General features: G+C 58.0%; 24 protein-coding genes. 11 read left to right on the forward strand and 13 right to left on the reverse strand.

The window, feature by feature from the left end; genetic code table 11:
* Nucleotides 1-3: 3 nt before the first annotated feature.
* From AC2FI8_RS10260 to AC2FI8_RS10270, 3 genes are all read right to left on the reverse strand, one after another.
* On the reverse strand, nt 4-1,332 hold the full coding sequence (locus tag AC2FI8_RS10260) for an NAD(P)/FAD-dependent oxidoreductase (protein WP_496778874.1): 1,329 nt from the start codon (nt 1,330-1,332) through the stop codon (nt 4-6).
* Nucleotides 1,333-1,486: 154 nt separating this feature from the next.
* On the reverse strand, nt 1,487-1,720 hold the full coding sequence (locus AC2FI8_RS10265) for a hypothetical protein (protein WP_496778876.1): 234 nt from the start codon (nt 1,718-1,720) through the stop codon (nt 1,487-1,489).
* Nucleotides 1,721-2,056: 336 nt separating this feature from the next.
* Entirely contained in the window at nt 2,057-3,715 is a 1,659-nt protein-coding gene (locus AC2FI8_RS10270) for an NAD+ synthase (protein WP_496778878.1), read from the reverse strand.
* Between the two features lie 147 nt (nt 3,716-3,862).
* On the opposite strand from AC2FI8_RS10270, the gene AC2FI8_RS10275 reads away from it, so the two are divergent.
* Nucleotides 3,863-5,320, forward strand: a complete 1,458-nt coding sequence (locus AC2FI8_RS10275; protein ID WP_496778880.1) for a 2-isopropylmalate synthase — start codon at nt 3,863-3,865, stop codon at nt 5,318-5,320.
* 5 nt (nt 5,321-5,325) lie between these two features.
* On the opposite strand, the gene AC2FI8_RS10280 is transcribed toward AC2FI8_RS10275, so the two are convergent.
* Nucleotides 5,326-5,991: an SDR family NAD(P)-dependent oxidoreductase gene (locus AC2FI8_RS10280; RefSeq protein ID WP_496725879.1), complete on the reverse strand. Its 666-nt coding sequence runs from the start codon at nt 5,989-5,991 to the stop codon at nt 5,326-5,328.
* A gap of 288 nt (nt 5,992-6,279) precedes the next feature.
* Here AC2FI8_RS10280 and AC2FI8_RS10285 point away from each other — a divergent pair, with 288 nt between their 5' ends.
* Nucleotides 6,280-7,854, forward strand: a complete 1,575-nt coding sequence (locus tag AC2FI8_RS10285) for a 2-isopropylmalate synthase (protein ID WP_496778882.1) — start codon at nt 6,280-6,282, stop codon at nt 7,852-7,854.
* Between the two features lie 55 nt (nt 7,855-7,909).
* Here the strand turns inward: AC2FI8_RS10285 and AC2FI8_RS10290 are convergent, their stop codons facing one another.
* From AC2FI8_RS10290 to AC2FI8_RS10300, 3 genes are all read right to left on the reverse strand, one after another.
* The gene (locus AC2FI8_RS10290) at nt 7,910-8,407 is read right to left on the reverse strand and encodes a DUF2141 domain-containing protein (protein WP_496767436.1); all 498 of its coding nucleotides are present in this window, start codon (nt 8,405-8,407) and stop codon (nt 7,910-7,912) included.
* 18 nt (nt 8,408-8,425) lie between these two features.
* The gene (locus tag AC2FI8_RS10295) at nt 8,426-9,325 is read right to left on the reverse strand and encodes a sterol desaturase family protein (protein WP_496767438.1); all 900 of its coding nucleotides are present in this window, start codon (nt 9,323-9,325) and stop codon (nt 8,426-8,428) included.
* A gap of 176 nt (nt 9,326-9,501) precedes the next feature.
* Nucleotides 9,502-10,293 carry a 23S rRNA (adenine(2030)-N(6))-methyltransferase RlmJ gene (locus AC2FI8_RS10300; RefSeq protein ID WP_496767441.1) on the reverse strand — a complete coding sequence of 264 codons (792 nt, stop codon included), beginning with the start codon at nt 10,291-10,293 and terminating at the stop codon, nt 9,502-9,504.
* A gap of 155 nt (nt 10,294-10,448) precedes the next feature.
* On the opposite strand from AC2FI8_RS10300, the gene AC2FI8_RS10305 reads away from it, so the two are divergent.
* The 6 genes from AC2FI8_RS10305 to AC2FI8_RS10330 are packed head-to-tail and all read left to right on the forward strand — an operon-like array spanning nt 10,449 to nt 17,016.
* Complete coding sequence (locus AC2FI8_RS10305; protein ID WP_039523195.1) at nt 10,449-11,495, forward strand: rod shape-determining protein; 1,047 nt, start codon at nt 10,449-10,451, stop codon at nt 11,493-11,495.
* 59 nt (nt 11,496-11,554) lie between these two features.
* Nucleotides 11,555-12,457 (forward strand): rod shape-determining protein MreC, encoded by a 903-nt coding sequence (gene mreC / locus AC2FI8_RS10310; protein WP_108860807.1) that lies wholly within the window; start codon nt 11,555-11,557, stop codon nt 12,455-12,457.
* Nucleotides 12,450-12,986: a rod shape-determining protein MreD gene (locus tag AC2FI8_RS10315; protein WP_496778884.1), complete on the forward strand. Its 537-nt coding sequence runs from the start codon at nt 12,450-12,452 to the stop codon at nt 12,984-12,986. The genes mreC and AC2FI8_RS10315 overlap by 8 nt, the downstream gene beginning before the upstream one ends.
* A complete protein-coding gene (gene mrdA / locus AC2FI8_RS10320) occupies nt 12,983-14,932 on the forward strand; it encodes a penicillin-binding protein 2 (protein WP_496778885.1) in 1,950 nt (649 codons plus the stop codon). Before AC2FI8_RS10315 ends, mrdA begins: the two co-directional genes overlap by 4 nt.
* Nucleotides 14,929-16,068 (forward strand): rod shape-determining protein RodA, encoded by a 1,140-nt coding sequence (gene rodA, locus AC2FI8_RS10325; RefSeq protein WP_058273483.1) that lies wholly within the window; start codon nt 14,929-14,931, stop codon nt 16,066-16,068. The genes mrdA and rodA overlap by 4 nt, the downstream gene beginning before the upstream one ends.
* A gap of 15 nt (nt 16,069-16,083) precedes the next feature.
* A complete protein-coding gene (locus AC2FI8_RS10330) occupies nt 16,084-17,016 on the forward strand; it encodes a 2-hydroxyacid dehydrogenase (protein ID WP_496778887.1) in 933 nt (310 codons plus the stop codon).
* 5 nt (nt 17,017-17,021) lie between these two features.
* On the opposite strand, the gene AC2FI8_RS10335 is transcribed toward AC2FI8_RS10330, so the two are convergent.
* The 6 genes from AC2FI8_RS10335 to AC2FI8_RS10360 form a co-directional block, all read right to left on the reverse strand.
* The gene (locus AC2FI8_RS10335; RefSeq protein ID WP_496778889.1) at nt 17,022-19,037 is read right to left on the reverse strand and encodes a M3 family metallopeptidase; all 2,016 of its coding nucleotides are present in this window, start codon (nt 19,035-19,037) and stop codon (nt 17,022-17,024) included.
* A 105-nt stretch (nt 19,038-19,142) separates the two neighbouring features.
* Nucleotides 19,143-20,192 (reverse strand): HesA/MoeB/ThiF family protein, encoded by a 1,050-nt coding sequence (locus AC2FI8_RS10340; RefSeq protein WP_496767451.1) that lies wholly within the window; start codon nt 20,190-20,192, stop codon nt 19,143-19,145.
* Nucleotides 20,192-20,647 (reverse strand): dUTP diphosphatase, encoded by a 456-nt coding sequence (dut, locus tag AC2FI8_RS10345; protein ID WP_496767453.1) that lies wholly within the window; start codon nt 20,645-20,647, stop codon nt 20,192-20,194. Before dut ends, AC2FI8_RS10340 begins: the two co-directional genes overlap by 1 nt.
* A 15-nt stretch (nt 20,648-20,662) precedes the next feature.
* A complete protein-coding gene (gene coaBC, locus AC2FI8_RS10350; RefSeq protein ID WP_496767456.1) occupies nt 20,663-21,859 on the reverse strand; it encodes a bifunctional phosphopantothenoylcysteine decarboxylase/phosphopantothenate--cysteine ligase CoaBC in 1,197 nt (398 codons plus the stop codon).
* Between the two features lie 62 nt (nt 21,860-21,921).
* The gene (locus AC2FI8_RS10355) at nt 21,922-22,737 is read right to left on the reverse strand and encodes a ChaN family lipoprotein (protein WP_496778891.1); all 816 of its coding nucleotides are present in this window, start codon (nt 22,735-22,737) and stop codon (nt 21,922-21,924) included.
* Nucleotides 22,734-23,612 carry an RNA polymerase factor sigma-32 gene (locus AC2FI8_RS10360; protein WP_496738943.1) on the reverse strand — a complete coding sequence of 293 codons (879 nt, stop codon included), beginning with the start codon at nt 23,610-23,612 and terminating at the stop codon, nt 22,734-22,736. Before AC2FI8_RS10360 ends, AC2FI8_RS10355 begins: the two co-directional genes overlap by 4 nt.
* A 100-nt stretch (nt 23,613-23,712) precedes the next feature.
* Between AC2FI8_RS10360 and cobU the strand changes: the two genes are divergently transcribed.
* From cobU to AC2FI8_RS10375, 3 genes are read left to right on the forward strand one after another with little or no spacing between them, the layout of a single operon-like run.
* Nucleotides 23,713-24,234, forward strand: a complete 522-nt coding sequence (gene cobU, locus AC2FI8_RS10365) for a bifunctional adenosylcobinamide kinase/adenosylcobinamide-phosphate guanylyltransferase (RefSeq protein ID WP_496738942.1) — start codon at nt 23,713-23,715, stop codon at nt 24,232-24,234.
* Nucleotides 24,231-24,809, forward strand: coding sequence for a histidine phosphatase family protein (locus tag AC2FI8_RS10370; protein ID WP_496767461.1), 579 nt, complete (start codon nt 24,231-24,233; stop codon nt 24,807-24,809). Before cobU ends, AC2FI8_RS10370 begins: the two co-directional genes overlap by 4 nt.
* Nucleotides 24,810-24,867: 58 nt before the next feature.
* A complete protein-coding gene (locus AC2FI8_RS10375) occupies nt 24,868-25,752 on the forward strand; it encodes a glutathione S-transferase (RefSeq protein WP_496767462.1) in 885 nt (294 codons plus the stop codon).
* The last annotated feature ends 12 nt before the right edge of the window (nt 25,753-25,764 follow it).

Consider the following 25,764-nt stretch of genomic DNA (forward strand, 5'->3'; position numbering starts at 1 on the left):
ACCCTAGTATCCCGGGTCCGGCCGCACCTTTGAACCATCCGTAAATCGGGACAGGCGAAAGGCGGTCGGATCAACGCATGGCGTGGTTTCACCAACCAGATCAGCCATTAAACGCCCCGCTCCGGGGCCGATCCCAAATCCATGACCTGAAAACCCCGTGGCGACAAACATTCCCGGCATGGTATCGACCGAGGATATCACCGGAATGGCGTCCGGGGTGACGTCGATCAAACCTGCCCAGCTTTGAATGATCTCTGCCTGCTCCAATACCGGGAACCCTTTGCGCGCGCGTGCCCATGTCTGCCTCAGGACCTTGACAGAGGGCTCAGGATCTAGCACCCGGCAATGTTCGAATGGCGTGACGTCGGTGTGCAACCATGATCGGTCCTCGCCCGCCTCTGCCGCCCAGCGCTTGGAAAGCCTGAACCGCAGGGATCGCCACTCCTGCCGGAACGCCGGAACAAACTGCATTGCAAGCCGAAAACTGTCCGGGACAATATCCACGGTGTTCTCGTGCCCGGACGCAATTGTATAGCCGCCATCGGCCCTTTTTCGCATCGCAAAGTCATCTGACCATATTGCCGTTTCCGGCCCATCCACCGGGGATGTGCGTAAGACCGTGTTGAGAACCTTAAGCTGTGGCAGGTCAATCCCCGCATTTCCCGCAAAAAGGCGCGACCATGCACCCCCGGCCAGAACCACTCGCGCACAGGCCACCCGACCACGCTCAGTAAACACACCCGAGACATGACCGTTCTCAACATCCACGTTGCGCACAGCGCAGTTGGTCATCAGGCACGCCCCTTTGTCACGTGCGCCTTCAGCGATCGCAGGGGCGGCCCATTGCGGCTCAGCTCGTCCATCCCTTGGCATGTGCAGGGCAACTTTCAGGCCCGATTGATTGTCGGGCAGTAAGCTATCCAGTTCAGCACCCGAAACCATCTGAGCGCCAGTTTGCAAACCTTCAACATGGCGCATCCAGCGTCCAAGATTTGCATGATCCCGTTTCCCCGATGCACCAAAAAGGATGCCGGAACGCGTAAAACCGGTTTGGCGCCCGGTGCGTTGATCCAGGCCCTGCCAGATCTGCTGCGCCTCTAACATGAGCGGGATTTCCCGGGGGTCTCGCAGCCCCAATCGCACCCATCCCCAGTTTCGCGAACTTTGTTCGCCCGCGATATGGCCTTTTTCGCACAGCAAAACCGACGCGCCCCGTTCTGTCAGCTCTAAAGCCGTTGATGCGCCGATGATTCCGCCGCCTATGACCACAACGTCAACAGACTTGGGCAGATGCAGATCGGGTTCTACAGGAGTTGGTTTTGGACCGGGCATCCGCCGCTCTTACTTCATTGCTCGGACCGCAATGAATGCGCGGTATCAGACAATAGGCAACATGTCGCCTGACGCGCCGATCACAATTTTCAGAAGCTGTGGTTATAGTGCCAGAATGATCTCTGGCACTGTTCAGTTCAGCGGGCTCGGGCCGTCAAGCAGCGCCGCAGAGTTCCGCCCATTTCTGACGCAATGTGGCTGTAAGCCCAGCATCGTTGTCGGCAGAGTCTTCGGACATGCTTTCTTGTGAAAGCAGTTCAGGAAGAATCGAAAAAGCCACTGATTGCCCTGGTGCCGTTTTCTGATCTGGCGGCGTCTCAGCCCCCAAGAGGTCGGCAATGGCAGAATCGACCTGATCTTCGTCTATTTCATGACCCTCAGATTCCATCGAACGCCACGGAAGCGGCGAGTGGAGTGGTCTATCGTATTGCTCACGCATTTTCACACCAAATCGTTAACACAGACACGCAATTCACGATGCGTAACAAACAAACCTCGATCATAAACATCGAGACACTTAAGAATGCGCCGCATCTGCCCCACATGAGGCGGCAATTAAGCTAAAATGTGTCAGAAAAATGTCCTGATTTCAAGCGTGTTAAACGGCCTAAGCCGAATCTAGATATGCACTGTCCCCACCACAGGGACAATGAATAAAAGCGTGCCCTCAAGCACCCTTTTTTGGAAACGATCGGAGACTTAAAAAAATACGCGTGGTTTCAGCTCAAGACCGGTCACGCCAACGATTCACAATCGGGTATCTGCGGTCCAGCCAGAAGGCTCGCTTGGTCAAGCGCGTACCTGGTGCGGACTGAAACCGCTTATATTCGCTGATATAGATCAGATGCTCTACGCGGCGGGCGACATCTGCCTCGAATCCTGCTGCTTCGCAATCAGCGATCGAGCCATCGCGGTCGACCAGGATTTCCAGGATCGCGTCCAGTTCCGGGTAGTCCGGCAGGCTGTCGCTGTCTTTCTGGTCTTCGCGCAGCTCAGCACTGGGGGGTTTATCAATGACCGACGGTCGGATCACCTCACCTTCGGGGCCCATTATCCAGTCACGGTGATTGGCATTGCGCCAGCGGCATGTTTCGAACACGCGCGTTTTATACAGATCCTTGATCGGGTTATAGCCGCCATTCATGTCGCCATAGATGGTCGCGTAACCCACAGCCACCTCGGACTTGTTGCCCGTGGTCAGCAGCATTTCGCCAAACTTGTTCGAGATCGCCATCAGCAGCAAACCGCGCAGGCGGGATTGGACGTTTTCCTCGGTCAAATCCGCCTCGCGGCCCACAAACAACGGGGCCAGAGTGTCTGTCACCGCCGCCCGACTATCCGAGATCGGAACATGGTCGTAATGCACACCCAGCGCCTTGGCGACGGCTTCGGCGTCATCCAGCGAGGCCTGGCTGGTGTATTCCGACGGCAGCATCACGCAACGGACGTTTTCCGCACCGATTGCGTCAACGGCAATTGCCGCGACCAACGCCGAGTCCACTCCACCCGACAGCCCCAACAACGCCTTTTTGAACCCGGTCTTGCCCATGTAATCGCGCAGGGATTGGACCATGGCACGATAGTCCTGCTCCCATTCGTCCGGCTGCGGCACAACTTCAGCAGGCACAATACGCCAGCCCTCATCACCGTGTTCCAGATCGACATGTGTTACGGCCTCATCAAAGACCGGCATTCGAAAGGCCAGTTCTCCGCCCGGGTTAAGGCCGAAAGTCGCGCCATCAAAAACCTGATCGTCCTGACCGCCCACCATGTTCAGGTAGATCAGCGGCAAGCCGGTCTCGACCACACGGGCGACCATGTGATTGAGGCGCACATCATATTTGTTGCGGAAGTAAGGTGAGCCATTGGGGATCAGCAGAAACTCGGCCCCGGTCTCTTCCAGTGTTTCCGAGACATCCGGGTGCCAACTGTCTTCGCAGATCGGGCTACCGATCCGCGAGTTACCAACCGAGTACGGCCCCCCCAACGGGCCCGCGTCGTAAAGGCGAACTTCGTCGAACACGGTTTCATTCGGCAGGTGATGTTTCAGCACCTTGCTGCCGATGCGACCGCCCTTGAGGATCAGGTAGGCATTAAAAAGCTTGCCGTCTTCCGTCCACGGACCACCAATTGCAATGGCAGGGCCATCGGCACATTGTGCAGCCAGCGACTGAACCGCCGCCATGGCCGCTTGATGGAACACCGGCTTCATCACCAAATCCTGCGTGTTGTAACCGGTAATGAACATTTCGGGGAAAGCCACAAGGTCGGCACCAGCTTCGCGCCCCTGCTCCCACGCCGCAAGCGCTTTGTCCAAATTGCCTTGGATGTCCCCAACAACGGGATTGAGTTGTGCCAGAGTAATGCGGAAACGGTTGGCCATGCTGCCCTCTTGCCCTCGTCAGTCCTAATGCCATTTAGCAGATCGCACCGCGAGTGAAAGTCAAATGCGGCAAAACACGTTGCTCTGTCCGCACGGGTATCTTAGTTTTGCTTTAAAACGTGACAACCGGGCAAGGCAGGAAAAACCATGAACGCTATCCGCATTTCTTTGGCCGCCACGGCGATGGCTTTGCTGGCCGCATCCGCCTTTGCGCAGGACGGGCAGGTCATCGTTGCGGATGATGATGTTGGCGGCGTGTACGAGGGCACATTCCTGAACGGCCTGCGCCACGGCGAAGGCACTTACCGCCTGCCAAACGGGTTCGAATATGTCGGCGAATGGGTCGAAGGCGAAATTCAGGGCAAAGGCATAGCGCGCTATGTCAACGGCTCGGTCTACGAGGGGATGTTCGCGAAGGGGCAACCCGAGGGGCAGGGCAAGATCATCTACCCCGACGGAGGCAGCTATGAGGGGGAATGGGCCGAAGGGTCCATCAACGGGACCGGAGTTGCAATATACACCAACGGCGTCCGATACGAGGGCAGCTTCAGCGACGCGCGCTATCACGGCAAAGGCGTTCTGACCGACCCCAGCGGTTACGTCTACGATGGCGACTGGAAGGATGGCGTCAAGCACGGCGAGGGCAAGATCACCTCGACGCAAGGCAGCGTCTATGAAGGGCAAATCAACAACGGATTGCGCGATGGCCAGGGTACTCTGACCGTTCCGGATGGCATGACATATACCGGTGATTGGTCTCAGGACCGCATGACCGGCAAGGGCCGCTTGTTGCAGGCCAATGGCGACCTTTACGAGGGCGATCTGGTTGATGGCCGCCGTCAGGGCAATGGCAAGGCCACCTATGCCAACGGTGCGACTTATGAGGGCGAATATGCCGATGACCGCCGCCACGGAAAAGGACGCTTTCTTGGGACCGACGGGTTTGATTACACCGGCGAATGGGTGGACGGCCAGATCGAAGGACTGGGTGAGGTCACCTATCCTGATGGCGCGACCTATACTGGTGATTTCAGCGCAGATCTGCCGCATGGCAAAGGCGTTCAGACTTATCCGGATGGCACCGTCTATGACGGCGAATGGACGGCTGGCATCTTTGAGGGCAACGGCAAGGCCACGTATCCCAACGGTGTTGTTTACCAGGGACAGTTCAAGAATGGCCTGAGCCATGGCACGGGCGTTCTGACATTCGCAAACGGGTATCGCTACGAAGGCGACTGGGTAGATGGCGCGCGTCAGGGCAAAGGCAAGGCGACATTTCCGGACGGAACGTCCTATGAAGGCGATTTCCAAGACGGTCAGCGTCACGGCGAGGGAACTATAAAAACCCCACGCGGATTCAGCTATACCGGCGGCTGGGCCGAAGGCAAAATCAGTGGTCAGGGTGTGGCAACCTATGCCACCGGCGACGTGTACGAAGGCACCTTTCTGGATAACAAACGCCACGGCAATGGCACGATGCGTTATGCCAATGGCCTGGAAGAAACCGGCGTTTGGGAAAACGGCGTCCTACCCAGTGAGAACGTAAGCGCGCCCGACGCGACGGATACCGAAACCGAGCCTGATACATCCGCCTCTGACGGGTAATCAATCTACCAGGGCACTGGCTTTCCCGCCCAGTCAAAAAAACCACCCGTATCAGCCGCATTTAACGCGGCTGATACGGATAGCAGGTTCCGGGCGGCCTCATCAGGCGTAACCGCAGGGTGCCGCCCAACATATTTCCGGGTGAATGCTGTCGTGACCGTACCGGGGTGCAAGGCGACACAGATCGCCTGTTTATGGCTCCGGGCAAGCTCGATCGCGGATGTGCGGACAATCTGGTTCAGCGCCGCCTTGGACGTCCGATAACTGATCCATCCACCAAGCCGGTTGTCACCAATCGACCCCACTCGCGCAGACAACACGGCGAAGACGGCGCGCCGGTCGCGCGGCAGCAAGCGCGCGGCATGCGCTAGAACTAACGCAGGTCCGACCGCATTCAGCGCGAACTGATCCATCATCGCCGGAGCGGATAGCAGTCTGATGGTTTTCTCGGGGGTGGCACCATTAACCTCAAGAGCGCCAGCCGCGACCAGGATCAGGTCGAACGGACCGGAAACGCCCGCCAGCGTCCGATCTACGATCTCGGGGTCGGTCAAATCAAATCCGTCCTGTGACCGGGACAATGTGGTGACGTCGACCGACTGTTGCCGAAGCCGGTTGGCAATTGCACCTCCGATCCCACCCGAGGCGCCGATGATAAGTGCTGTTTCCATGCGGGTTGAACTAGCCGTCGGCAATGCGTGATCAACACATGTGGGAAAAAAGAAATCTCTTCATATGCCGGAGGAAAATTCGTTCTTTTCATTCCCGCCGCGCGATGTATAACCTCAACCCCATGATCAACCGCGCAGATATCCTGATTGCCGACACCGCCCTTCGCGGTGCGTCTCTGCGTGGCCTACTGATCCTAATCCGCCTCTGAGCGTGCCATCCGGCGCGCCCGCTCAGAGGAGGACGCCCGCGCGCCATAGGCTTTAGGACAGAAGAAGAAAGAGAATCCCATGACCAACGTGACCGACCAAGACCGCGTCTTGATCTTTGACACAACCCTGCGCGACGGAGAGCAAAGCCCCGGCGCAACTATGACCCATTCGGAAAAGCTGGAGATTGCCGAGCTGTTGGACGACATGGGCGTCGATATCATCGAGGCCGGGTTCCCCATCGCCTCCGAAGGTGATTTCAAGGCCGTGTCCGAAATTGCCGAACGGTCAAAGAACAGCCGTATCTGCGGTCTGGCCCGCGCCAATTTCGCCGATATCGACCGGTGTTGGGAAGCTGTGAAACATGCAGGTAAAAGCCGCATCCACACCTTCATCGGCACCTCGCCGCTGCACCGTGCCATCCCGAACCTGACACAGGACGAGATGGCCGACAAAATCCACGAAACCGTGAGCCATGCGCGCAATCTGTGCGAAAACGTGCAGTGGTCACCGATGGATGCGACGCGGACCGAATGGGATTATCTGTGCCGCGTGATCGAGATTGCGATCAAGGCTGGCGCAACGACGATCAACATCCCTGATACAGTCGGCTATACGGCACCGATGGAATCCGCCGATCTGATCAAACGTCTGATCGAAACAGTTCCGGGCGCGGATGAGGTGGTCTTTGCCACCCACTGCCACAACGATCTTGGCCTGGCGACCGCTAACTCGCTGGCTGCAGTTGCGGGTGGTGCACGGCAGATTGAATGTACCATTAACGGCCTTGGCGAACGTGCCGGTAATACCGCGCTGGAAGAGGTGGTGATGGCCCTGCGCACCCGCAATGACATCATGCCTTGGAGTACGGGCGTCGACACGACCAAGATCATGCATATCTCGCGCCGGGTCGCGACGGTGTCGGGCTTCAACGTGCAGTTCAACAAGGCCATCGTCGGAAAGAACGCCTTCGCGCATGAAAGCGGTATCCATCAGGACGGCATGCTGAAGAACCGCGAAAACTTTGAGATCATGCGCCCTGAAGACATCGGTCTGTCCGGCACGTCTTTGCCGCTGGGCAAGCACTCGGGCCGTGCGGCGCTGCGTGATAAGCTGAACACGCTGGGTTATGAGGTTGGTGACAACCAGCTCAAGGACATTTTCGTTCGGTTCAAGGAACTGGCCGACCGTAAGAAAGAAGTGTTCGACGACGATCTGATCGCGTTGATGACGCTGGATGATGACGGCGGCAACGATCACCTGCAACTGGTTTCAATGAAGGTTACCTGCGGAACCGTCGGCAAAGCCGAAGCCACTATCGAAATGGAAGTGGGCGGCAAGGAAATCATCGCCACTGAACAAGGCGACGGCCCGGTCGACGCAGCATTCCGCGCCATTCGCGTTGTGCATCCGAATACGGCGCACCTGCAGCTTTATCAGGTGCACGCCGTGACCGAAGGCACAGACGCGCAAGCCACGGTATCGGTGCGTCTGGAAGAGGACGGCATGATCGCAACCGGCCAATCCGCCAACACCGATACTGTCGTGGCCTCGGCCAAGGCGTATATCCACGCGCTGAACCGCCTGATCGTGCGCCGTCAAAAGGCGGGTCCGGGCGCAGATACCCGAGAAATCAGCTACAAAGATCTTACTTGAACAAAAAAGGGGCGGTCGATTGTCGACCGCCCCTTCTCAAATATCTCCAGCCGCTTTACGGCCAATAGAACAAGGTCAGATCTGCTGGCTTCTCTGTCCCGATCAACGAGTAGTCATACACCGGCGTGTCGTTGAGATCGTTCAGCCCCGATACTGCATACCCTTCGGTTGGTATGTAGTTCGCGTCATAGTTCAGATCGTAATCCCCGTTTTCATCGTGAAACGCGATAACAGCGAAATACACATTGTCGAGGTCGGGAAAGTCGAAACGGAGCGGGTCCCCGGACGCTGGTGCCTCAAGATAACCGGCGGCTTTGGTGTAATCCATGTTGTCGAACGCCGTCGCCTGGTCAAAAGCCATGACAATCACGTTGCCCTTGGTGCTGCGCGCACCGTGCAGATTGACGGTCAGACCCTTGTCTTGCGAGGTACCTGTGGTGGAAGCCGCTGCTTGGTCAATATCTGTGGTGAAACCAGAGGCGACCCAGGCGCCTCCGACGAACAGACCTGCCGTTACGATGGCCGCCACGATGCGTTGTGTGTTGCTTGGCATCTTTTGCGCTCCTACGCCTTACTTAGCGGGTTTACTCTGTTTACGACCGTTCTTTGGCTGCCAGCCCGGAGGTCCGAAGAAAACACCCAGCTTATTGCCGAACCCCGGCATGTTCCGGACATCCTTGAACAGGCGGGCAAAGCCGTGAAAGAAGGCGACGAAGGGATTGATCGAGTCGATCGGTTTGACGAGGCCGTAGACCACCTCTTCCTTTTCGTCCTCGAACGTTCCGAACATACGGTCCCAGATGATCAGAATCCCGGCATAGTTCTTGTCCAGGTATTTCGGGTTTGATCCATGGTGAACGCGGTGATGCGACGGCGTGTTGAAGATGTATTCAATCGGGCGCCACAGCTTTTTGATAACTTCGGTATGCAGGGCCGTCTGATACAGTTGCACCAACAGTTCCGCGACCAGCACCATGAATGGGTTGAACCCCAACAGCACAAGCGGCAAGTGGAAAAACAACGGCCAAAAGCCATCCAACGGACCATGGCGATAAGCCACTGATATATTGAAGAAGGGAGAGCTATGGTGAACCGAATGCGTTGCCCAGAGGAAGTTGATCCGGTGCAGAATCCGATGCTCCCAGTAATAGGCCAGGTCTGCAAGGATCAGCACGATGATGAACGAAGCCCATGTTGTCGGAATATTGAACACCGCAAATTGCGAAGCCCAGACATAGGCACCGATATAGAAACCAGCCAACAGAACAAAGCTGATACCGATGAAGAAAACGAGCGTGATGAAATTGGTGACGGTGTCACCCATCATCTGCCAGTTCAGTTTTTTGACGACTGCGTATCGGATCAATTCGAAGGCCAGAAAGGCCATGGCGAAGACGAAGAACCAATCGTCAATCAAGGTTTCCCAGTAATTCAGATGAAAGTCACTGATATGGCGGCTTAGGAAGTCCATCGAAGCAAACCGATTCCCATTTGTTGTCACATGTGACAGTCTATTTACGAGATCATCGCCAGAAATCAAGGTCCCGGCGTTGAAAAAAAGGTTTTTCCTGAAAGCCCATTGCTGTCACAGCAGATTTTATACCTGCGAGGCCTACTTTTGGAAAATCACATGTGATCACTGATTGCTCATCCGCGCAGTTTGCCAAACAGGCCGTCCAGCGTTTTGGCGCACTCGTTCAGACCATAGGGCGCGTTCACAACAAACATTCCCGATCCAACCATACCATGCCCTTCGCGTGCGGCCGGAAAGTGGACCTCGTCGTGTAGAACCTTAGGGAAATCCCGTTTTGTCAAAGCGTCGCGCATGGCCTGATGCCGCCCATTGGCCAGTATCGGATACCATAACGCGATCACACCCACGTTCCATTTCCGATTCAGCGAAGCCACGATGCCGGGCAGCCTGTCATAATCGGATTTGACCTCATAACTTGGATCAATCAGCAAAACGCCACGGCGCGGCGTTGGCGGCAGCAGGGACTGGGCCAGTTCAAAGCCATCCTGCTGATAGGTCCGGGCACCGGTCGTGATCATGGCGTCAGACAGCGCGCGGTATTCCTGCGGATGCAATTCAGCAAGGTGCATCTTGTCCTGCGGGCGCAAAAGATTCGCCGCGATCAGCGGCGACCCCGGATACGCCGTTTTGCCATGCCGATCATGCACAGCGGCGATGGCCCTGCTCAGGGGATGATCGGCGTCAAACCAGCCTTCGGTCAACGCACGTTCAATTCCCGCAGCTGCTTCACCGGTCTGAACGGCCTGATCCGAGTCCAACTGGTACAACCCCCGCCCCGAATGGGTTTCGATGTAGCTTAGCGGTTTGTCCTTTTGGGTCAGATAGGCCAGCGTTTCTGCCAAAATTGCGTGCTTATGGACGTCCGCAAGGTTACCTGCGTGGTAAATATGTTGATATGAGAGCATGATGCCTTCTAAAGTCCCTGCAATTAAGGCGGAAAGGTGCTGATTGTCGCGGAATCAGCCCTTTTACCGGGCGAGTTGGCACCCTATAAGTCATCCGTCCCGGAACCGTCGAGTCGCGGGCAGTAGAAAACTGACATACAGGATCAGGGAAAAATATGGGGATCTTTGGCAATCTGGGCGGCCTGTTCACAGCGGACATGGCTATCGACCTTGGTACAGCGAACACGCTGGTTTACGTCAAGGGTCGCGGTGTTATCCTGTCTGAACCCTCCGTGGTGGCGTATCACGTCAAGGACGGCGTAAAAAAGGTTCTGGCCGTTGGTGAAGACGCCAAACTGATGCTGGGCCGGACCCCCGGTTCGATCGAAGCCATACGCCCCATGCGCGAAGGCGTGATTGCCGACTTTGATACCGCCGAGGAAATGATCAAGCACTTCATCCGCAAAGTGCACAAGCGGTCTACCTTCTCGAAACCCAAAATCATTGTCTGCGTCCCTCATGGCGCGACACCCGTTGAAAAACGCGCGATCCGTCAGTCGGTCCTGTCCGCAGGCGCCCGCCGCGCCGGTCTGATTGCCGAACCTATTGCAGCCGCGATTGGTGCAGGTATGCCCATCACCGACCCGACCGGCAACATGGTCGTCGATATTGGTGGTGGTACAACCGAGGTGGCCGTTTTGTCGCTGGGTGACATCGTTTACGCGCGCTCGGTCCGTGTTGGCGGCGACCGGATGGACGAGGCCATCATCTCGTACCTGCGCCGTCAGCAGAACCTGCTGGTTGGTGAATCCACGGCCGAGCGGATCAAGACCACCATCGGCACTGCGCGCATGCCCGACGACGGCCGCGGCCAGTCGATGCACATTCGCGGACGCGACCTGCTGAATGGTGTGCCCAAGGAAATCGAGATCAGCCAGGCCCAGGTGGCCGAGGCGCTGTCTGAGCCTGTCCAGCAGATTTGCGAGGCGGTGATGACCGCTCTGGAAACCACCCCGCCTGATCTGGCGGCGGACATCGTGGACCGGGGCGTGATGCTGACCGGCGGTGGCGCGTTGCTGGGCGATCTCGACCTTGCCTTGCGCGAGCAGACTGGCCTGGCCGTGTCAATTGCCGACGAAAGCCTGAATTGTGTGGCTTTGGGCACCGGCAAGGCGCTGGAATACGAAAAACAACTGCGCCACGCGATTGACTACGAAAGCTAAGGCGCGCACCCTTTACCACATAGGGTAAATTCGGCACGAGCAGCACGGGAAGGAGTCCTGTGGCAAAAGACCGATCACAGCGCGATGAATACACAACCCCCTTGCGCCGCCTGCTGCTGGGGATTGTTGTGCTGTGTCTGCTGGGAATCTTTCTGATCTGGCGGATCGACAGCCCGCGCGTGGAACGGTTTCGCGCACAGGTCGTGGACAGTGTTGTGCCGTCGATGGAATGGGCTATGGTTCCTGTCACCGCCGCCGTCAATCTGGTGCGCGATTTCCAAAGTTATCAACGACTGAGCGATCAGAACCAAGAATTGCGCAGCGAATTGCGCATCATGCGCGCCTGGAAAGAGGCCGCGTTGCAGCTGGAGCAGGAAAATGCCCGGCTTCTGGACCTGAACAATGTACGTCTTGATCCGCGCCTGACCTATATCACCGGGGTGGTCATGGCCGATAGCGGCTCGCCCTTCCGCCAGTCGGTCCTCCTGAACGTGGGTGAGAGAGACGGGATCAGGGACGGCTGGGCCACCATGGACGGGATTGGCGTCGTCGGGCGTATCTCGGGCGTTGGCCCCGACACCGCGCGTGTTATCCTGATGACAGATGCTTCCAGCGCAATTCCGGCCACAATTCAACCGTCTGGCCAAACCGCCCTGATCACCGGCGACAACACGCAATCCCCATCGGTGGAGTTTCTGGAAAACCGCGAACTGGTACGCCCTGGCGACCGCGTTGTAACCTCGGGCGATGGTGGCGTGTTCCCCGGAGGGTTGCTGATCGGGCAGATCACCGAGGACCCCGGCGGGCGTTTGCGTGTGCGCCTGTCCGCTGATTTCGAACGGCTTGAATTCCTTCGCGTTCTACGCTTCCACTTGGCCCCGGTGATCTCGGATCCTGGCGGCATCGTGGGTCCACGGCAGCCCGAGGCCGCCCTGACCCCGCCGGAGGTCGGCGATGGATAGGCAAACCTCTCATCTTTGGCTTAAACGCAGTTTGTACGTGTTTCTGGCATTGCTGATCATGTTCCTGCATCTTCTGCCGTTGGACACGCAGCCGGATCGCTGGCCGTTTCCGGACATGCTTATTGCGTTAACGTTCGCCTGGGTACTTCGCCGACCGGAATATGTTCCCATTTTTCTGGTTGCTGCGGTGATGCTGATGGCCGATTTGCTGCTGCAACGGCCTCCGGGCCTGCTGGCAGCACTTGTGGTTTTGGGATCGTCGTATCTGCGCTCGGCCGCGCCCGGAATGCGCGACGCCGGGTTTATGGCTGAATGGACAACGGCCGCTGTGGTGATCGCGGGAATTTTCATATTGAACCGTGTCATTCTTGCTATTCTATCGGTACAGCAAGCAGCTTTGGGTCCTGTGGTGATACAAGTGGTTCTGACAATTGCGGTTTATCCTCTCGTCGTACTTCTCAGCCAGAATGTGCTTGGCGTTCGGCGCGTGTCAGTGTCGGACCCCGGCACAAGAGGGGCCAGGGCATGAAACAACGCAATCCCAAAGCGCAAGGATTGGCCTATAAACGCCTGCCGCGCCGCGCGTTGATCCTGGGTGGGTTGCAGACTGCGTTTATCGGCGGCCTGGCAGCGCGAATGCGCTTTATGCAAGTGGATCAGGCTGACGAGTACCGTCTGCTGGCTGAAGAAAACCGGATCAACATTCGTCTGATCCCGCCAACGCGCGGGCGCATCTATGACCGCAACGGCCAGATCATCGGACAAAACACGCAGTCCTATCGTATTGTTATGGTCCGCGAAGATGCGGGCGACGTCGACAAAGTCATCGCCAAACTTTCAGAGCTTATTCCGCTAACTCAGGAAGAGATCGACCGCGCCAAGACTGAGATGCGCCGCTCTGCCCCGTTCCTGCCAGTCACACTGGCCGATCAGGTCACGTGGGAGGATATCTCCAAGGTCGCTGTCAATGCGCCCGCCCTGCCCGGCGTTACGCCTGAGGTGGGCATGGCCCGTCAGTATCCCCGCTACGAGGATTTTGCTCATGTCGTTGGTTACGTCGGGCCGGTCAGTGACTATGATCTCAGCCTGATCGAAGATCCCGAACCGGTGCTGCGTATCCCCCGGTTCCAGATCGGCAAGGTCGGTCTGGAGTCCAAACAGGAAATCAGCCTGCGCGGAAAAGCTGGCGCAAAACGTGTCGAGGTCAACGCCACCGGTCGCATCATGCGCGAGCTTGACCGGCAAGAAGGCGAGGCCGGGGCCGATCTGCAATTGTCCGTTGATGCGGACCTGCAGCAATACGCCCAGGCGCGCCTGGCCGATGAAAGCGCGGCTGCAGTCGTCATCGACTGCGAAACCGGGGATATCCGGGCCATCAGTTCTGCACCCAGTTTCGACCCGAACCTATTCGTGCGCGGGATATCGGTCGCGGACTACCGGGCATTGACTGAAGATAACTACCGCCCGCTGGCCAACAAGACGGTTCAGGGCACCTACCCGCCGGGTTCGACCTTCAAGATGATCACTGCGCTTGCCGCACTTGAGGCCGGAGTTGTTGGCCCCGGCAACACCGTCTATTGCCCCGGCCACCTGAAGGTCGGTAGCCGCCGCTTCCACTGCTGGAAGCGCGGCGGGCATGGGACAGTGGATCTCAATTTGTCGCTAAAGCGCAGCTGCGACGTCTACTATTACGATGTCGCGGTGCGTACCGGCATCGACAAAATCTCTGAAATGGCGCGCAAGTTCGGACTGGGCGTCAAGCACGACATCCCGATGTCAGCTGTCGCTGCCGGTTTGGCCCCCAATCAGGAATGGAAAGAGCGGGTCCATGGTGAAGGCTGGCTGGTAGGCGACACGGCGAATGCCTCGATCGGCCAAGGGTTCATGCTGGCCTCGCCCCTACAGCTTGCGGTCATGACGGCAAGGATCGCCACAGGCCGGGCCGTGAGGCCGCGTTTGGTGCGGTCCGTCAATGGCGTCGAGGAACCGTCAGGAGCAGGTGAGCCGCTGGACGTCAATCCGTACAACCTGAATCAGGTGCGCAAAGCGATGTTCTCGGTCTCAAACGACAGGGCTGGCACCGCCTATCGCAGCCGCATCATCAATGATGAATTCCGCATGGCCGGTAAGACAGGGACCAGCCAGGTGCGCAACATCACCAAGGCCGAACGCGCGGCTGGCGTAATCCGCAACGAAGACCTGCCGTGGGAACGGCGCGACCACGCGCTGTTCGTCAGCTATGCGCCGTACGACAATCCGAAGTACGCCGTGGCAGTGGTGGTGGAACACGGCGGTGGCGGATCCAAGGCAGCGGCCCCGGTCGCGCGGGATATCATGCTGCAGGCTCTGTACAACGGCACCCCGCCGCTCGAGGCTTATCCGGTTGCAGATCGTGACCGCATCAAGGAACAACAAAAACGGCTTGAGGGCGACCGCCGCCCCAAAGCGCGACCTGATGAAAAGGACCGCGCATGAGCTATCTTGAGTACGCCGTCAAATCCACGCCAACAGGGTTTCGCAAATTCCTCTATATGAACTGGCCGCTGACTTTGTTGCTGATCAGCGTCGCCAGCGCCGGATTCCTGATGCTGTATTCGGTCGCGGGCGGGTCCTGGATGCCCTGGGCCGAACCCCAGATTGAGCGGTTTGGACTGGGACTGACCGTTATGTTCATCATCGCGTTGGTACCGATCTGGTTCTGGCGCAACATGTCCGTTTTGGCCTATCTCGGCTCGATCGTTCTGCTGATATTTGTGGAACTCTTTGGCACCATCGGCATGGGTGCGCAGCGTTGGATCGACCTTGGTTTCATGAGGCTCCAGCCTTCCGAAGTCATGAAGATTGCGTTGGTCATGGTTCTGGCTGCCTACTACGATTGGTTGCCGTCTCATAAGACATCGCGACCGCTCTGGGTGCTTATACCGGTCATCCTGATCCTGATCCCTACGGCAATGGTCCTAAAACAACCCGATCTGGGCACCTCGATCCTGTTGTTGGCGGCGGGCGGGGGACTGATGTTCCTGGCTGGTGTGCACTGGGCTTATTTCGCCGCCGTTATCGCGGCGGTGGTCGGCCTAATTGCCACCGTGTTCAACAGCCGGGGCACCGAGTGGCAGTTGCTCAAGGATTACCAGTTCCGCCGAATAGATACCTTCCTTGATCCCTCCACCGATCCGCTGGGTGCAGGCTATCACATTACCCAGTCGAAAATCGCGCTGGGGTCAGGCGGCTGGAACGGGCGCGGGTTCATGCAAGGGACACAGTCGCGCCTGAACTTCCTGCCCGAAAAGCACACGGACTTCATCTTTACCACGCTGGCCGAGGAATTCGGGTTTGTCGGAGGCATCACTTTGCTGACCCTTTACGCCCTGATTATTATCTTTTGTATGGTCACGGCTTTGGCGACAAAGGACCGGTTCTCATCCCTGGTCACCTTGGGCGTTGCGCTCAACTTCTTCCTGTTCTTTGCGGTCAATATGTCCATGGTCATGGGCCTTGCGCCGGTTGTGGGCGTACCCCTGCCGATGGTCAGCTACGGCGGGTCCGCCATGCTGGTTCTGATGGCTGCCTTCGGCATTGTTCAAAGCGCGCATATTCACCGCCCCCGCTGAATTGAAAGGCCCATCATGCCCGTAAACGTCCTGTTTTCCGCGCGCCCAGAACAATGGCCCGTGTATGAACCTCTACTTACAAAAGGGCTGTCGCAGGCCAATCTGGACTTCCGTCTGGCAACTGAGTTTGAGCCTGACCAGGTCGACTACGTCGTTTATGCACCAACAAGCGGGTTGTTGGATTTTTCACCCTACACACGATTGAAGGCGGTTCTGAGCCTTTGGGCCGGTGTTGAAAAAATCGCGGGCAACGAAACGCTGACCGTGCCGTTGGCCAGGATGGTTGACCACGGGCTAAAGCACGGCATGACGGAATGGGTCGTCGGTCAGGTGCTGCGCTATCATCTGGGCATGGACCGCTACATCACGGTGCAGGACGGTGTCTGGACACCTGACGCCCCGCCGCTTGCCAGCGAGCGGGATGTGTGTGTGCTGGGCCTTGGTGCATTAGGAGAAGCCGCCGCAACGGCGCTGGCCGCGCTGAATTTCAAAGTCACGGGTTGGAGCAGAACCGCAAAGGACATCCCCGGCGTGACCTGCCTGCACGGCACTGACGGCTTGCGTACCGCTTTATCTAGTGCCGAGATCGTGGTTCTATTGTTGCCCGATACCCCGGCGACGGTGAATGCACTGAATGCGGACACTCTGGCCTTGCTGCCCAAGGGCGCGCGGATCATCAACCCCGGGCGCGGACCATTGATCGACGACGATGCACTGCTGGCCGCGCTGGATTCGGGGCACGTTAGCCACGCCACGCTAGACGTGTTTCGCGTGGAACCCCTGCCGTCAGAGCACCCCTACTGGGCGCATCCCAACGTGACGGTCACGCCGCATATCGCGTCCGAAACCCGCCCGGCGACCGCAGCTCAGGTGATCTGTGAGAACATTATCCGAGGCGAGGAAGGAAAGCCCTTCCTGCACCTCGTTGACCGCCATCTGGGCTACTGATCCGGTCAGGCCGCAACTAGCCCACGGCCTTTCAACAGCGCTTCGACCCCTGGCAAACGTCCGCGGAACGCAAGATACAGGTCTTCGGCTTCGCGGGACCCGCCTGTGGATAAAATATTGTCCTCAAGGGCCTTTGCCCGTTCCGCATCAAAGGCTCCGCCAGCTTCTTCGAATGCAGCAAATGCGTCTGCATCCATGACCTCGGACCACATGTAGCTGTAGTAGCCAGAACTATAGCCGTCGCCCGCGAAGACATGCGCAAAATGCGGTGTCGCATGGCGCATACCAATGGCTTTTGGCATTCCGATATCGGCCAGTACCTCGACCTGTTTTGCCATCGGGTCAGATGGTGCTGCGCCATCATGGAATGCGAGATCAACCAGTGCCGAGGCCACGTATTCCACGGTCTGGAACCCTTGATCGAAATTCGCCGCCTTCAATACCTTGTCCAGCATGTCTTGAGGCATCGGCTCACCGGTTTCAGCATGGGTCGCAAATTCCGCCAGGACCTCGGGTACCTCCAGCCAGTGTTCATAGAGCTGACTGGGAAGTTCTACGAAATCACGTGCAACGCTAGTACCCGAGATGCTTTCGTAGGTCACGTTGGACAACATCTGATGTAAGGCATGGCCAAACTCGTGGAACAGCGTGCGCGCATCGTCATACGACAGCAGCGCGGGGTCACCTTTGGCGAAATTGCAGACGTTGATTACGATTGGGGCCTGTTCCTTGGGGAACTTTGCCTGACCCCGCATGGCGCTGCACCATGCGCCCGAGCGCTTGGACCCACGCGCAAAGTAATCGCCAATGAAAACCGCAATATGCTGCCCGTCGCGCGTCACGTCCCAAGCCCTGCAATCAGGGTGATAAAGCGGCACGTCCAGCGTGGTGAACTCTAACCCGAATAGCCTGTTGGCACAGGCAAAGGCAGCCTCGATCATGCGATCAAGCTGCAGGTAAGGTTTCAGCGCTGCCTCATCCAAATCATGTTCGGCCTTGCGGCGTTTTTCGGCGTAGTAGCGCCAGTCCCAAGCCTCGAGCGGGCCATTCACGCCATCCTCCTGCATCATGGTGGTCAGGATTTCTGCATCCGCGTCCGCCCGCTTTTTTGCCGGTTCCCAAACCTGCATCAATAGATCGCTAACACGGTCTGGCGTTCGAGCCATTTCGGTTTCCAACTTGTAGTCCGCGAAACTGGAATAGCCCAAAAGCTTGGCCCGCTCTTCGCGTAGGCTCAGGATCTCGGCAGCAATCTCGCGGTTGTCCGTTTCACCGCCATTGGCCCCGCGTGCTGTCCAGGCGCGGTAGGCTTTCGCTCGCAAATCCCGGCGGGGAGAGAATTGCAGAAACGGAACGATCAGCGACCGGGATAGAGTGACGACAGGTCCATCAGCCCCCTTCTCATCCCCAGCGGCCCGCGCCGTATCCACAACGAATTCCGGTAACCCTTCCAAATCATCTTCGGACATGTCCATTGACCATTCCCGTTCGTCCGCCAGAAGATTTTGGGTGAACGAAGTCCCCAGCGAGGCAAGGCGCGACTTGATCTCCTGCATGCGGGTGTCATCGTCGCCATCCAATGCGGCACCTGCACGCACGAAACCACGATGCGTTAACATCAGAACGCGGGCTTGTTCGTCGGTCAGCTTCAACTGATCCTTGCGCGCCCACAGGTCCGCGACCCGCTGAAACAGTGCTTTGTTCGAAGAAATCCCTGAAAAATGCGCCGACAGTTTGGGCGAAAATGCACGCTGCAGCTCTTCCCGCGCCGGGTTGCTGTCAGCCCCAGCAACAGTAAAAAAGACAGACAAAACCTTGTCCATCTGCTCTCCGGCCGCTTCAAGTGCCTCGATTGTATTGGCAAAACTGGCCGGTTCGGGGTTGTTTGCAATCGCGTAGATCTGCGCGTTATGGGCTGCCATCGCCTGTTCCAAAGCAGGAGCGAAATCGTCATCCGAAATCCGGGCGAATGGCGCGATTTCAAATGGGGTGGTCCAGTCGGACAGGATCGGATTGGTCATGCGGATCTCCTTTGCTGGTCAAGCTAGGGAGGCGGGGTGGAATGGTCCAGAGGCCGTGCCTGCAATACATCGAAATTCTACTGCAATGCTGGCGCGACGATTGCCCTACGCGTCTTCTGCTCGGCAGATGGGGCAATCTGAGCGTCGGGTCAGTGTGATCTTGCGGCTTTCGCCATAAAGCGCGTCATAGATCAGCATTTCGGCGCGCAGCGCCTGCCCGGCGCCCGTGATTACTTTGATCGCCTCAACCGCCATCATCGAGCCCACCACGCCGGGCAACGGGCCAATGACACCGGCCTCGGCACAAGATGGGGCCAAGCCAGGAGCCGGGGCCTCGGGGAAGATACACTGATAACACGGGGCACCGTTGGCCGGGTCAAAGACGCTCAGTTGGCCTTCCCATTGTGACAGAGCACCCGAAATCAGCGGTTTACCCAGCGCCACCGCAGTGCGATTGGCCAAATAGCGTGTGTCGAAATTGTCGGTCCCGTCGAGGATCAGGTCAAAATCGTCGAACAGGTCCGCTGCGATTTCATCGGTCAGGCGGCGATGGTAAGGCAGGACAACGACGTTTGGGTTCTGGGCCTGCATGGCCTGCTGGGCCGAGAAAACTTTAGGCATCCCGATATCGGCGTCGCGATGGATCACCTGCCGCTGCAGATTGGCGTTTTCAACAATATCGTCGTCGATCACGCCGATGGTGCCCACCCCAGCCGCCGCAAGATACTGCAATGCAGGCGCACCAAGACCGCCCGCGCCGATCACCAGCACACGGGCCTGTTTCATCTTTTTCTGCCCCGGCCCGCCCAGTTCGCGCAGGACGATGTGGCGGGCATACCGCTCCAACTCGGTCTCAGAGAACTTGTCAGACTGCATCGCGGTTTCCTCGGCTGGCTGTGGCGCGGCACGGTTGCGCAGCGTTTTGAGCACCTTGCCATAGCTCAATACCAAAACCGCTGCGCCCCCCAGGATCAACCACAATGCCGCAGACCCGCCGGTTGCCTCGCGCAGCGGGTGCCCACCCGGCAACGTCACTTGGATAACAAGTACTCCGATCAGCAAAACGCTGACCGACACGGAGCGAGCAGTTCGGGACACCCCCGCTACGTACCCAATGCCCCATAGAGCACCGGCAAGGATCAGAACTAGAAGCATCAACCGCGTCCAGTCGAGCCAAAACCGCCTGCGCCGCGATCTGTGTCGCTGAGCACCTCAACGGGTTCAAACGCAGCCTGCACGACTGGGGCGACGACCAGTTGCGCGATGCGTTCACCATGCGCAATCTCAAAACTTTCCTGACCGGCGTTCAGCAGAATCACCCCCAGCGGGCCGCGATAGTCACTGTCGATCGTGCCGGGCGTATTAGGCAGGGTAATCCCGTGTTTCAGCGCAAGGCCAGACCGGGGTCGAACCTGCACCTCGTACCCGTTTGGGATCTCGATCCGTAACCCCGTGGGGACCAAGGCGCGTTGTCCCGCCGCCAGCGTGATAGGCGCGCCATCGGGCAGGTTTGCCCGGACGTCCGCCCCCGCCGCTCCGGTCGTTTCATAAGACGGCAAAGCGATGGCCGGATCAGCCCCGTCTTCGCGGATCACACGAATTGCTACCATCACTGCACCTCTTGTTCAGCTTGCCAAAGCGTCGGCGATCTTTTGCGCCAGACGTTGCGCCACGGCATCCTTGCCCATACGCGGCCATTCTTCAGCCCCATCGTCCGAGATCAGGGTAACCGCGTTTTCCGAGCCCCCCATGATGCCGGTCGCCGGGCTGACATCATTGGCGACGATCCAATCACAACCTTTTCGCGCACGTTTTGCGGTCGCGTGTTCAAGCACGTTGTCAGTTTCTGCGGCAAAGCCAACTACCAACGTCGGCCGCCCCGCATCCAGCCTGGACACGCGTTTGAGGATGTCCGGGTTCTCAGCAAACTCAAGCACCGGAAGACCATCGCGGCTTTTCTTAAGCTTCTTGTCCGAAGCAGCCGCCATGCGCCAATCCGCAACCGCAGCAGCAAACACACCCGCATCTACCGGCAGTGCAGCGTCGACCGCGTCAGACATCTGCTGCGCGGTTTCCACGCGGATCACCTGCACACCTTCGGGCGGCGAAACATCGGCAGGGCCGGTGACAAAAACCACATCAGCACCCAGCGCAGACAACGCCCGTGCCACCGCAGTGCCCTGCGCGCCCGAGGACCGGTTGGCGATGTAGCGCACAGGGTCGATCGGTTCATGTGTCGGGCCGGAGGTGACCAGAATGCGCTTGCCCTTCAGCGGACCGTTGCCAAGTTGCGCCTCGACCGCGGCCACAATCTCAAGAGGCTCCGACATTCGACCTGGGCCGTACTCTCCACAAGCCATGTCGCCTTCATTTGGGCCAACGAACCGGATGCCATCTGCCTGCAGTTGCTTGAGGTTGCGCTGTGTTGACGGATGGTCCCACATGCGAACGTTCATCGCCGGTGCGCACAAAACCGGGGTATCTGTCGCCATCAGCAGGGTCGAGGCCAGATCGTTGGCCAGCCCAGCCGTCATCTTTCCCATCATGTCCGCTGTTGCCGGTGCGACCACGATCAGATCGGCGGACCGCGATAGTTGGATATGGCCCATCTCGGCCTCGTCCGTCAGGTCAAATAGATCGCGATAAACCTTCTCTCCAGCCAGCGCCGAGACCGACAGCGGGGTTACGAACTCTTCTGCCGCGCCTGTTAGAACCGGTGTTACCGAAGCACCACGTTCTTTAAGCCGCCGGATCAGATCCAGCGACTTATAGGCCGCGATTCCAGCGCCGATGATTAGAAGAATGCGTTTCGATGCCAGCATATTGTGCCCTTCCCGTCCCGGTCGGCCCGACATTAGGCAAGGCCGACGGACAGTTCCAGCGGTTAATTCTGTGTCTCAAACGCCAGACAAGGGTCTTCACGTTCGTTGCCGGGGCTGTCGATCACAGCGTCGAACTCACCGTCGATGACGCCATCCTCGGACTGACCCAGTACGAAAACTTTCAAACCGGGGCGTAGTCGGGACAGAAAGGTTGGAATCCCTCTGTCCTTACGGGCATGACCATTGCCGGTGATCACTGCAACAGGTCCGCCCGCATCATCCGAAGCGCGCAAAATGGCCCTTGTCAGAACCGCATCCCGCAACCGTTGGATTGCGACCAGTTGCGGCAGCGCAGTCTCTGGTATTGCGTTGCAATGGGCAGCGAGTTGATCAGCCTCACGCTCGGCCTGCTCATCCTTCGGCAGTGGCACCGTCAATCCATAACGGGCAGCATCAGCACCCAGAGCCGTGGCGGCGCCACGTTCCATTGCCGCGCGGGCCGCCGCACGCGGAACCATGGCACCGTAAACCGGCGCGTCTGAGGCCTGAAAGACCGGGTAGTACATGCTAAGCGGCGGCCAACCGGATTCGAGCCACTTCAGAATTCTGGCAAGCTCTTCCGGATCGGAAATGGCCTTGTCCGCCAATTTCTGAGCACCTTCTTCAGTCACCATTTCCCAGACAACCGCCGAGGGATTGATGGCCTTCAACGCCTCGGCCTGAATGATGTGGTGCTGCGGGTTGTCGTGAATTTCGCCTAATATGACGACGTCCGCAGACGTCATCGCAGACACAACGTCGTCGGGTATCAACTCATCGGCATGGCCAGGGTTGGCCATAACCACCAGTACACAAAGCAGAATCGCAAGATGTTTCATGCGATGAAGTGTTGCACCTCACGCGATTGGGCTTCAAGGTTCTTGCGCATTTTCACAAAAGCCGCAGCCTCAAGCTGACGCACGCGCTCCTTGGACAAACTCAGTTCCTGACCAAGGCTTTCCAGCGTTCGGGCGGGTTCGCGCAACTTGCGTTCGCGGACAATGAACCTCTCGCGATCATTCAAAGCCTGCATTGCCGTCACCAGCCATTCACGCAATTGCTGGGTATCGTGACTGTTTTCGACCGCCTCCGCGGCTTGTTCGCGCTCATCTTCCAGCGCATCGATCCATTCCCGGCCGTCTTCATCTGCCGATTGAACGGCATTCAACGAGAAATCAGAGCCTGACAGGCGGCCTTCCATCATTTCAACGTCCCGCAGCGGCACGCCTATTTCGGCGGCGATCATCTGATGCAGCTGATGCCGGTCCAGATCCATGCCATCGGTTGCGGCCTCACGCTCTAGTCGGGCTTGCACACGTCGCATGTTAAAAAACAGTGATTTTTGCGAAGATGTGGATCCGGTCCGAACCATGGACCAGTTGCGCATCACATAGTCCTGAATGCTCGCCTTGATCCACCAGACCGCGTAGGTCGAAAACCGCACCCCCCGATCGGGATCAAACTTGTCGGCGGCCTTCATCAAGCCCAGACCTGCCTCTTGGATCAGGTCATTCATCGGCGCGCCATAGCGTTTGAACTTGGCCGCCATTGAAATAGCCAGGCGCATATAGGCTGTGATCAACCGGTGAAGGGCCTGTTCATCGCGGTCATCCCGCCACGCATATGCCAACTTCAATTCTGTTTCCGCATCCAGAAGTTCAGCTTTCATTGCCCTCCGGGACATCGAGAAGTCGTTCGCATTGTCCAGTGCCATTGAAATCTCCCCTTTTCACAGGCGCGGGCCGGGGTTGCTTTGCCGACCTATGAACGATACGCAAAACAAAACCGGGTGGATCACATGGAAGGTAATTATCGTGAGTCCGGATTTAACCTTTGTGTTGGGCGGCGCGGCCTCGGGCAAGTCGGCTTTTGCCGAACATCTTGTTGTTTCATCAGGAAAAAAGAGAGTTTACCTAGCGACATCACAAGTGTTTGATGATGAGATGCGAGGTAAGGTTCAGCGCCATATTTCCCAACGGGGCGAAGGCTGGAAGACGATCGAGGCACCGCTTGACCTTGGCCCGACATTGGCAGATTTGTCCCCGAACTCTGTTTGTCTGATCGACTGCGCCACCATGTGGCTGACCAATCACTTGCTTGCAGAAAACGATCTGGAGCAGGCGCAAAGCGCGCTCTTGCAGTCCCTACGCTTGTGTTCCTCACAGGTCGTCATCGTCTCGAACGAGGTTGGACACGGGATCGTCCCGGACAATGCGCTATCCCGTCGGTTCCGCGAGGCGCAGGGGCGGCTGAACATCGCGTTGGCCGCCGAGGCCGATCTGGTGGTGCAGGTAACGGCCGGATTGCCAATTGTAGTGAAGGGACAACTGGATTGACACGTCTGCATCTTGTGCGTCATGGCCCAACTCATGCCAAAACGATGGTCGGTTGGTCCGACCTTCCCGCCGATCTGAGCGATCGCGCAGCCGTTGCCCGCTTGCATGATCACCTACCCGCCAAGGCACTTGTTGTTTCCTCTGATCTGAGCCGGGCCGCAGATACCGCCTCAGCCATACAGGGCAGTCGCCAGCGATTACCGCATCGATCCGCGCTGCGCGAAATCAATTTCGGCACGTGGGAACTGCGTGCTTTCAAAGAGATCGAGGCCGAAGACCCCGAGCTTGCATTCGCATATTGGGATAGCCCCGGCGACGTACGCCCCCCCAACGGGGAAAGCTGGAACGAGGTTCGCGGACGCGTCAACGCAGCCGTAGACGAACTAATCGCGCGCCACAGCGGGTGCGATATTGTGGTCGTGGCGCATTTTGGCGTGATCCTGACACAGGTCCAAAGGGCGCTGGACGTCGACGCGCAAGAGGCTTTCAGCCATCGCATCGACAACCTTTCGGTTACCGAAATCACGCATCACGGAAAACACTGGTCCGTTGGGCAGATCAATCATCTTCCGTGATGCAACCGCGCACAAATCACTGATTTACTGAACGGGTCGGCCACGCCATCCTTGCCGTATGACTTATGAATTGTTTATTGGAGACCGCCTGTTTTCCAGTTGGTCCATGCGCGGGTGGCTGATGCTTGAGAAGTTCGGTCTGCCCTATCGTTCCCATATGATCGGCCTTTATTCGGGGACCATGGCCGAGGATATGAAACCCCTCGCCCCTGCGCGCCTTGTCCCCGCCCTGCGATTGCCCGATGGCACCGTTGTTGGGGAAAGTCTGGCGATGGCGGAAACGCTGGCCGAGTTGCATCCGGAAGCCGGGTTGTGGCCCGAAGATCCTGCCGCGCGCGCCACCGCGCGATGGCTTTGCGCGGAAATGGTAGCTGGATTTGGCGCATTGCGCGGGCAGTGTCCGATGCAACTCAAACAGTGTTGGCAAGGGTTCGTTCCTTCGTCAGAGACGCGCACCGATCTGGCAAGGATCGAGACCTTGTGGGCTCGTGCCCGTGATGTGTCAGGCGCAAATACCGGTCCTTTGTTCGGTCGCTATTCGCTGGCTGACGTGTTCTACACACCAGTCGCAGCGCGGATCATCGGCTACGGCTTGCCCGTGTCTAATGCCAGTCGCGAATACTGTCTTGAGTTGCTGTCAGATGGACCCGTCCGCCAATGGCGTGCGATGGGACTGACGGTCGAATACGACCCGTTTCCCTACCCAATGGATCTGCAATCAAAACCTTGGCCAATCGGCGGCACGTCGCAGGCAAAGGCGGTGCATGGCACGACGTCAATCAATGACACCTGCCCCTATTCCGGCAAAGCCATTACTGCAGTTCTTGAACTCGACGGCCAACGCTGGGGGTTCTGTAATTCGTTCTGCCGTGACAAAACTGTCGCTGATCCCGGAGCCTGGCCGAAATTCACCGAAATGACCCGCGTTGTTAACGATTCTTAAACCGCGACCGTG

It is taken from the genome of Ruegeria sp. CDSB029 (assembly GCF_059611125.1).